Annotated in this window: 7 protein-coding genes; all 7 read left to right on the plus strand. The window is 72.4% G+C overall.

Annotation, left to right across the window (positions count from 1 at the left end; translation table 11 throughout):
- The first annotated feature begins 54 nt into the window (after nt 1–54).
- The gene (locus ACYQ0U_RS16695; protein ID WP_459974918.1) at nt 55–1,626 is read left to right on the plus strand and encodes a class I adenylate-forming enzyme family protein; all 1,572 of its coding nucleotides are present in this window, start codon (nt 55–57) and stop codon (nt 1,624–1,626) included.
- Nucleotides 1,623–4,052, plus strand: a complete 2,430-nt coding sequence (locus tag ACYQ0U_RS16700) for a xanthine dehydrogenase family protein molybdopterin-binding subunit (RefSeq protein ID WP_459974920.1) — start codon at nt 1,623–1,625, stop codon at nt 4,050–4,052. The genes ACYQ0U_RS16695 and ACYQ0U_RS16700 overlap by 4 nt, the downstream gene beginning before the upstream one ends.
- A gap of 2 nt (nt 4,053–4,054) precedes the next feature.
- Nucleotides 4,055–4,834 carry an enoyl-CoA hydratase/isomerase family protein gene (locus tag ACYQ0U_RS16705; protein ID WP_459974922.1) on the plus strand — a complete coding sequence of 260 codons (780 nt, stop codon included), beginning with the start codon at nt 4,055–4,057 and terminating at the stop codon, nt 4,832–4,834.
- A gap of 7 nt (nt 4,835–4,841) precedes the next feature.
- On the plus strand, nt 4,842–5,750 hold the full coding sequence (locus ACYQ0U_RS16710; protein ID WP_459974924.1) for an FAD binding domain-containing protein: 909 nt from the start codon (nt 4,842–4,844) through the stop codon (nt 5,748–5,750).
- The gene (locus ACYQ0U_RS16715; RefSeq protein WP_459974926.1) at nt 5,747–7,000 is read left to right on the plus strand and encodes a 2Fe-2S iron-sulfur cluster-binding protein; all 1,254 of its coding nucleotides are present in this window, start codon (nt 5,747–5,749) and stop codon (nt 6,998–7,000) included. The genes ACYQ0U_RS16710 and ACYQ0U_RS16715 overlap by 4 nt, the downstream gene beginning before the upstream one ends.
- 3 nt (nt 7,001–7,003) lie before the next feature.
- Entirely contained in the window at nt 7,004–8,383 is a 1,380-nt protein-coding gene (locus ACYQ0U_RS16720) for an MFS transporter (RefSeq protein ID WP_459974928.1), read from the plus strand.
- A gap of 132 nt (nt 8,384–8,515) precedes the next feature.
- A partial coding sequence (locus ACYQ0U_RS16725) for a CAP domain-containing protein (RefSeq protein ID WP_459974930.1) occupies nt 8,516–8,964 on the plus strand: 449 nt, incomplete at its 3' end.

The raw sequence follows: 8,964 nt of genomic DNA on the forward strand, positions 1-8,964 counted from the left end.
AACGTGCGGGACGTTCTTTCCAGATGGTCTGAATCATACGATCGGATATGGATCATGGATCTCGCCACCGCCTTCCGCTGGACAGCGGAGCGCTACCCCCACCGCCGCGCCGTCGGCGGCCCGGCCCCGTTGACGTACGCCGAGTGGGACGCCCGCACGGATCGGGTCGCCCACGCCCTCCGGCTCCTGGGGGCCGACGCCGGGCAGCGGGCGGTGTTCCTGCTCCGAGGCGGTGAGCCGCTGGCCACGCTGCACCTCGCCGCCCAGAAGGCGGGCATCGTGTCCGTGCCGCTCTCGACCCGGTTCGGGGCCGACGAGCTCGCCTACTGCATCACCGACTGCGCGCCCACGCTGATCGTGGTCGACGAGACCACCCACCCGCTCGCCGTCTGGGCCCTGGAGGCCGTCGAGGAGCCGCCGCCCCTCCTCGTGTGGGCCGGCCCGGCCGAGGACGCGCCCGCGGGCACCGCCTCGTTGGCCGCCGAGGTCGACCGGGCCCCCACCGGCGCGCTCCCGACCTGGCCGAGCGCCGCGGACATCAGCGTGATGCTCTACACCTCCGGCACCACCGGCCGCCCCAAGGGCGTGCCCCGCACGCACTCCGCCGAGCACTACGCGGCCCTCGCCCACCTCGTGCAGACCGGCCACGGCCCCGGCGAGGTGACCCTCGGCGTCATGCCGCTCTTCCACACCATGGGCCTGCGCAGCCTGCTCGCCACCGTGCTCGCCGCCGGCACCTGGGTGCCCCAGGCCAAGTTCGACGCCGAGGAGTCGCTCGAGCTGATCACCCGGGAGAAGGTCGGCGCGCTCTACCTCGTGCCGACGATCTACTGGGCCCTGCACCAGACCGGCCGCCTCGACGAGGCCACGTCGGTGCGCAAGGTGGCGTACGCCGGGGCCTCGATGACCCCGACCCTGGCCGAGAAGCTGGCCGGGGCGCTCAACCCCGAGCGCTTCGTCAACCACTTCGGCAGCACCGAGATCTACACGTTCTCGATCGGACCCGACAGCGCCGCCAAGCCCGGGTGTGCCGGCCGGGCCGGGGTCTTCAGCCGGCTCCGCCTCGTCGACCCCGACCCGGCCGCCCGACCGGACCAGCTGGTCGGCCCGGGCGAGCAGGGCCAGGTGGCCGTCTCCATGGACAGCCTCGAGGCATTCGCCGGCTACTGGAACCGTCCCGACGCGGACGAGAGGGCCATCCGCGACGGGTGGTACTTCACCGGAGACCTGGCCACCACCGACGAGGACGGCGACCTGTGGGTCTCCGGCCGGGTCGACGACATGATCAACTCCGGCGGGGAGAACATCTACCCCGAGGAGATCGAGAACACCCTCGCCCGGTGCCCCGACGTGGCCGAGGTCGTCGTCGTCGGCACGCCCCACGACAAGTGGGGCCACGCGGTCACCGCCTTCGTCGTGGGGGAGAGCGGCGTGGACGCGGCCAGCACGCTGGCGAAGGTCGAGGCCTTCGCCCGCGAGTCCTCGGGCCTGCCGTCGATGAAGCGGCCCAAGCGGATCGTCGTGGTCGACCAGATCCCGAAGTCCGCGGTTGGCAAGATCCTGCGCCGGCAGCTCGTCGCGGGCGACTTCTCCTCGCTCGCCGAGACCGACGAGGCGCCGCGATGACCCCGCCGACGACCACGCCGGACAAGACCGGACCCGCGCGGGTCGAGGACGCCGCCCTGGTGACCGGGCAGGGGCGCTTCCTCGACGACATGGACCCACTGCCGGGGACCCTGGTCGCCACCGTCGTGCGCAGCCCGCACGCGCACGCCCGGATCACCCGGGTCCACCTCGACGCCGCGCGTGAGCACCCCGGCGTGGCCGCGGTGATCGGCCCCGACGAGGTCCTCGCCACCCTGCGACCCTTCCCGCTGTCGGTGAAGGCGGCGACGCCCTACTACCCGACGGCCACCGACAAGGCCCGCTTCGTCGGCGAGCCCGTCGCGGTGGTCATCGCCACCGACCGCTACGTCGCCGAGGACGCCGCCGAGCTCGTCGAGATCGACTACGAGCCGCTGCCGGTGGTCGTCCGCACCGACGACGCGCTCCGCGAGGACGCGCCGCTGCTGCACGACGAGGCCGGCAGCAACGTCGCCACGGACCGCACCTTCACCTTCGGCGACGTCGACGGCTCCTTCGACCGGGCGGCCCGCACCGTCACCGGCCGCTACGCCTTCCCGCGCTACTCCTCGATGCCGATGGAGTGCTACTCGGTGGTCGCCGACTGGCAGGACCGGGCCGACGGCCCCGAGATCACCGCCTGGGCGAACTTCCACGGCCCCTTCTCGATGGCCCCGGTCGTCGCCGGCGCCCTGGGCATCCCGACCTCCTCGCTGCGGCTCATCGTGCCCGCCGACATCGGCGGCAGCTTCGGCATCAAGTCCGGCGTGTACCCCTACATCGCGCTGATGGCGCTGGCCAGCAAGCACGCGGGCCGCCCGGTGCGCTGGACCGAGGACCGGCTCGAGCACCTGCAGGCCAGCTCGGCGGGCTCCGACCGGACGATGACGTTCTCCGCGGCGGTCGACGACCAAGGCGTCATCAGCGCGCTCCGCGTCGACCTGATCGACAACGTGGGCGCCTACCTGCGCCCGCCGGAGCCGAGCACGCTCTACCGCTGCTTCGGCAACATCACCGGCGCCTACCGCATCGACGACGTCGAGATCCGGGCCCGCGCGGTCGTCACCAACAAGACCCCCACCGGGCTCAACCGAGGGTTCGGCGGCCAACAGCTCTACTTCGGTCTGGAACGGCTGATCGACGACATCGCGGCCGAGCTCGGGCTCGACCCCGCCGACGTCCGCCGCCGCAACATGATCCAGGCCGACCAGTTCCCCTACGCCACGCCCAGCGGGGGCATCTACGACAGCGGTGACTACCACCGCGCCTTCGAGCTGGCGCTCGAGAACGTCGCCTACGACCGGCTGCGCAAGGAGCAGGCCGTCGCTCGCGAGAACGGCGAGTGGGTCGGGATCGGCATGGCCACCATCGTCGACCCCTCCGCGACGAACATCGGGTACGTCGGTCTCGCGACGCCGGTGCAGGACCGGACGGCGAAGCGAGGCAAGTCGGGCTCGACCGAGCACGTCCGGATCACGGTGGACCCCCAGGGCGTGGTCTCGGTGCTGCTCGGCACGGTGCCGCAGGGGCAGGGCCACGCCACCGTGGCCCGCGACGTGGTCGCCCGGCACCTCGGCCTGCCCGTCGAGGAGGTCCGGCCCCGCGTCGAGATGGACACGGCGACCACGCCGTGGACGATCAGCTCCGGCAGCTACTCCTCCCGCTTCGCCCCGCTGCTGACCAGTGCCCTGCTCGAGGCCGCCGACCGGATCGCCGCCACCATCAAGCTCGCCGCCGGCGTGCTCCTGGAGGCCGACCCCGAGAGCCTCGAGCTGGCGGACGGCCAGGTGCGGGTCGCGACGGACCCCCAGCGGGCGGTGGCCTTCCGGCACGCTGCCGGCCTGGTGCACTGGGACCCGGGCTCGCTGCCGGAGGGCGTCTCCGCGCGGCTCTACGAGGAGGCGGCCTTCACCCCGCCCCAGTCGAAGGCGGCCTCGCGGACCGACCAGATCAACTCCAGCCTCTGCTACGGGTTCGTGGCCGAGGTGGTGGTGGTCCGGATCGACCCGGAGACGATGCAGGTCACGATCGAGAACGTCTCGAGCGTCCACGACGCCGGCACGATCCTGAACCAGACGCTGCTCGACGGCCAGATCCACGGCGCCCTCACCCAGGCGCTCGGCGGGGCGCTCTACGAGGAGATGACCTACGCCGACTCGGGCCAGCCCACGGCGGGCACGTTCATGGACTACCTGTGCCCGACCTCGGCGGAGTCGTGCTTCCCGCTGATCAGCGACCACGTGGTGACCCCCTCGCCGCTCACCCGGCTCGGCGCCAAGGGCTCCGGTGAGGGCAGCTCCATGAGCCTGCCGGTCGCTATCGCCAACGCCGTCGCCGACGCCCTCGCCCCCGAGGGCGTGAAGGTCGACTCACTGCCGCTCCACGGAAATGTTCTCCACCACCTGCTCCACCAGACGGAAGGAAACTGAAGATGCCCCTCACCGGAGGCGAGATCCGGCTCGACCGCAGCCACGACGGCCGGGTCGCGAACCTGACGCTCTCGCACGGCCGCTACAACATCATCACCTGGGAGACCCGCCAGGTGATGGCCGACCGCTTCGCCGAGATCGACGCGGACAAGGACGTGCAGGTGGTGGTGATCCGGGCCGAGGGCGAGCACTTCACCTCCGGCGGTGACATCGCCGGCTTCATGGAGGTGGACCCGGTCGACCTGACCGACCTGGGCCAGAACGTCACCGCGCCCGCACGGAGCCCCAAGCCGGTGATCGCGGCCATCGACGGCTACTGCTTCGGCGTCGGCCTCGAGCTGGCGCTGTCCTGCGACATCCGGATCGCGACCGACCGGTCGCGCTTCGCCCTGCCCGAGATGAAGCTCGGCATGATCCCGGGCAGCGGCGGCACCCAGCGACTGGCCCGGCTGATCGGCCTGTCCCGGGCGAAGTACCACATCCTGACCGGCGAGCGGATCACCGGGCAGCAGGCCCTCGACTGGGGTCTCACGTCCCACAACTGCGCCGACGCCGACGAGCTCGAGAAGCAGACCGAGGCCGTCGTCTCCACGCTCCTCGGCTTCTCGCCGATGGCGATGCGGACCGCCAAGGAGGTCCTCGACCGCGGCGTCGACGGGCCTCTCTACACCGGCATCGAGCTGGAGCGGAAGGCCTACTCCATGCTCCGGGCCAGCCACGACTTCGCCGAGGGCGTCGCCGCCTTCAACGAGAAGCGCACGCCGAAGTTCGAGGGTCGGTGATCTCGCGGTGAAGCCCGCCCCCTTCGCATACGTCCGCCCCGCCACGACCGACGACGCGCTGGCCGAGCTCGGGCGCGACGGCGCCAAGGTGCTGGCCGGTGGCCAGTCGCTCGTGCCGGTGCTGGCCATGCGGCTGGGGCGGCCTTCCACGCTCGTCGACATCAACGCCGTCCCCGAGCTGAGCCGGATCTCGCGCCGAGACGACCGGCTGCACGTGGGAGCGACGGTGCGCCAACGACAGGTCCAGTACGACGACGCGGCCGCCGCGGTCCCCCTGCTGCGCCACGCCCTGCCCTGGGTCGGCCATCGCGAGATCCGCAGCCGCGGGACGCTGTGCGGCAGCATCGCGCACGCCGACCCGTCGGCGGAGCTGCCCGCGGTCGCCGCGTGCCTGGACGCGACCATGGTCATCGCCAACGCCGACGGCGTGCGGGAGGTCCCGGCGAGCGAGTTCTTCACCGGCGCGATGAGCACCGTGATCCAGCCCGACGAGCTGCTGATCGAGGTCCGGTTCCCGGTCGCGCAGGCCGGCGAGGGCTTCGGGTTCGGCGAGTTCGCGCGCCGGCACGGCGACTTCGCCCTGGCGGGCGTGGCGGCGCGGGTCCGCGCCACCGCCGCCGGCCCCGAGGCCCGGGTCAGCTGCTTCGGCGTCTCCGACCACCCGGTCACCCGCGACGTCTCGGCTCAGCTGCGCGCGGCGCTCGACGTCGCGGGCGCCGACGCCGAGGAGGCCGACGTCCGCCGGGCGCTGGCCGATCCGGCCCGCGCCATCGCCGACGACGTGGTGGAGACGGCGGGCGACGCGCACGCGAGCCCGGCGTACCGCCGCCAGCTGGTCGCCGGCCTGGTCTCCCGTGAGCTCGCCCGTGCGTACGCGAAGTCGGTGCGGTCCAACGGAGGGGTGGGGTCGTCATGAGGCTCCCGGAGGCCCACGCCCGCGCCGAGGCGGACGAGACCGTCGAGGTCACGATGACGATCAACGGCAGCCCGACCACCCTGTCGCTCCCGGCCCGGGTGACGCTGTCCGACGCGCTGCGTGACCACCTCGGCCTGACCGGCACCCACGTCGGGTGCGAGCACGGCATCTGCGGGATGTGCACGATCCTGGTCGACGGCCAGGCGGCCCGGGCGTGCCTGCTGTTCGCGGTCCAGCTCGAGGGGGCCGAGATCACCACGGTCGAAGGCCTCGGCCGCCAGGACGACCTGCATCCGCTGCAGGAGTCGTTCAGCAAGCACCACGCCCTCCAGTGCGGCTTCTGCACGCCGGGCTTCCTGATGAGCTCCTACGACCTGCTCACCCACGAGCCGGACGTCACCACCGAGGACCTGCCCGCCGAGCTGTCGGGCGTCCTGTGCCGGTGCACGGGCTACCGCAACATCATCGACGCCGTCGACGAGGTGGCCCACGCCCACCGCGACGGACTGCCCGAACCGGGCAATTGCGGCCGCCGCACGCTGGTGGGACGTACGCCGGCCGGGGCGGCCGCGACCGGGGCCGCGGCGGTCGCCGAGGTCCAGGCCGCCGGGGGGCACCCCGACGAGATCGCCCTCCCGGGGGGTGCGCCGACGATCACCGTCGACGTCACGAGCCAGCTGAAGTCGGGACCGGCCGAGGTGGCCCGCGTCTTCGGGGACATCCGCCTGCTGGCCCGGTGCCTGCCCGGCGCGGAGCTGACCGACGAGCTCGGGGACGACTGGTACCGCGGGCGGGCCCGGATCGCCCTCGGCCCCGTCCGGCTGTCCTTCGACGGCTTGGCCCACGTGCTGGAGCAGGGCGACGACCGGCTGACCCTGCGCGGCCAGGGCAAGGACGCCGGTGGCGGCGGCGCCCAGGCGGAGATCGTGATGACGGCGACGCCCTCGGGGAGCGGCGTCTCGCTGCACGCCGAGGCCCGGGTCTTCCTCACCGGCCGGATCGCCGGGTTCGGACGGTCCCTCGCCGGAGACGTCAGCCGCCGCATGTTCGAGGACTTCGCGCGGGCCATGGACCGGGCCGCGGCCGGTGCCGAGCCCGACGTGGACGCCCGCCCACCCGGCGGCGTCGCGCTCCTCCTCGGTGCGCTGTCCGACCGGGTCCGCACCCGACTCCGCAACCTCCGGCACGCCCGCCGGGACCGCACTGCGCGACGCGACGCGCGTCGTACTGACTCCAGAGACGAACGGTGACCCATGTCCAAGTCCACGAGTGACCCCGCTGTCGACGCATCCCAGAGCAAGTCGGCGCTCCCCGCCGCCTTCGCCTCCGTGGCCGGTTGGGCGTTCGACCTGTTCGACCTGTTCCTGCTGCTCTACGTCGCCAAGGCGGTCGGCCACCAGATCTTCCCCGCCGAGTCCGAGACGCTCAGCCTGGCGCTCGTCTTCGCGTCGTTCGCGGTCAGCATCGTGATGCGTCCCGCGGGTGCGGCCTTCTTCGGCGAGCTCGCCGACCGCAAGGGGCGCAAGACGATCATGGTCGCGGTCATGGCCGGTGTCGGCCTGTCGACCGCGGCGATGGGCCTCGTCCCGGCGTACGCGACCATCGGCGTCGCCGCCCCGATCATCTTCCTGGTCCTCCGCATCGTCCAGGGCCTCTTCGTGGGCGGCGTGACCGCGACCACGCACACCCTGGGCACCGAGAGCGTGCCGCCCCGCTGGCGCGGCCTGATGAGCGGCCTCATCGGCGCCGGCGGCGCCGGCATCGGCGCGGCGCTGGCGAGCGTCACGTTCATCGTCGTGAGCCACTTCTACCCCGGTGACTCGTTCGACGAGTTCGGCTGGCGGGTGATGTTCTTCAGCGGCCTGATGGGCGGCCTCCTCAGCCTCTTCGTGCTGCGCAAGGTCGAGGAGTCGCCGATGTGGCTCGCCGCCCAGGAGGCGGCGAAGAGCGGTGCCCCGGCCGCGCGCATGCGGTTCGTCGACCTGGTCAAGGGCGAGTACGGAAGCATCACGCTGCTCAACATCGCGGTCGCCGCCGGCGGTGGCGCCATGTACTACCTGACCTCGGGCTTCCTGCCCACGATGCTCGACTCGGTCGTGGAGATGCCGTCCGGTCCTCGAGGCGTGGTGCTCCTGGTCAGCAGCCTCGTGGTCGTGGTCGCGTCGGTGATCGCCGGGGAGGCGAGCCAGCGCTACGGACGGCGCCGGACCATGCTGGCGCTGGGCGTGATCAACGTCGTCGCGCTGCCGGTCCTCACCCTCTTCATCGCCCGCAGCGACCCGGACAGCACGACGCAGATCCTGCTCGCGGCCTGCCTGCTCGCGTTCCTGGCCAACGCCGCCTACTCGCCGGTGATGATCTTCCTCAACGAGCGCTACCCGACCCCGATCCGCTCCCGGGGCACCGCGGTCTCGTGGAACACCGGCTTCATGCTCGGCGGCCTGCTGCCCACCTTCGTCAACCTGCTGAGCCCGACCGTCTCCGACATCCCCGGGCGACTGGTGGCGTTCATCATCGGCGCCGCAGCGGTGTTCATCGCCGCCGTGCTGTTGAGCCCCGAGACCCGTGGCCGGCTCGACGGCGAGCACGCCGGTCACTCGTCCGGTCACTCATCCGGTCGACGGTCTGCCTGACGATCTGGCCGACGCCAGGTCGGCGGCGTCGGCTCCGAACCTGAGCGCCGCTGCCACGCGAGCTGGGAGCACGCGCCGCGCCGGGTTACGGTGAGACGAGGTCCGACGTCCAGCCCATGCCCAGGAGGAGACATGAGGACCCGCATTCTCGGGTTGACCCTCGCGCTCACGGCGTCCCTGTGGTGCGCGCCTGCCGCGGCACTGACGCCGCAGGGCGAGTACCAGCGTGACGTCTTCCGCGCCACCAACAAGCAGCGCGCCCAGCACGACCTGGTGCGCCTCCAGCGGCAGGCCTGCGTGCAGAAGTACGCCGTGCGCCAGGCGAAGCGGATGGCCCAGCAGGAGCGCATCTTCCACCAGGACCTCCTGCCCATCCTGCTGGAGTGCGGCCTGCGCAAGGCCGGCGAGAACGTCGGCTACGGCTACGCCACCGGCAAGGCCCTGGTGAACCGGGGCTGGATGCGGTCGCCGGACCACCGCGACAACATCCTCGACCGGGAGTTCCGGGTGCTGGGCGTCGGCGCGCGGCGCAGCGACGACGGCACGTGGTACTCCGCCCAGGTGTTCGGCCGGGCGCTGCT

The sequence above is a fragment of the Nocardioides pyridinolyticus genome, assembly GCF_054653575.1.

Excerpts from the sequence above, each read along its gene's own strand:
- ACYQ0U_RS16695 (WP_459974918.1), top strand. The coding sequence starts at position 55 with ATGGATCTCGCCACCGCCTTCCGCTGGACAGCGGAGCGCTACCCCCAC.
- ACYQ0U_RS16700 (WP_459974920.1), top strand. The coding sequence starts at position 1,623 with ATGACCCCGCCGACGACCACGCCGGACAAGACCGGACCCGCGCGGGTC.
- ACYQ0U_RS16705 (WP_459974922.1), top strand. The coding sequence starts at position 4,055 with ATGCCCCTCACCGGAGGCGAGATCCGGCTCGACCGCAGCCACGACGGC.
- ACYQ0U_RS16715 (WP_459974926.1), top strand. The coding sequence starts at position 5,747 with ATGAGGCTCCCGGAGGCCCACGCCCGCGCCGAGGCGGACGAGACCGTC.
- ACYQ0U_RS16720 (WP_459974928.1), top strand. The coding sequence starts at position 7,004 with ATGTCCAAGTCCACGAGTGACCCCGCTGTCGACGCATCCCAGAGCAAG.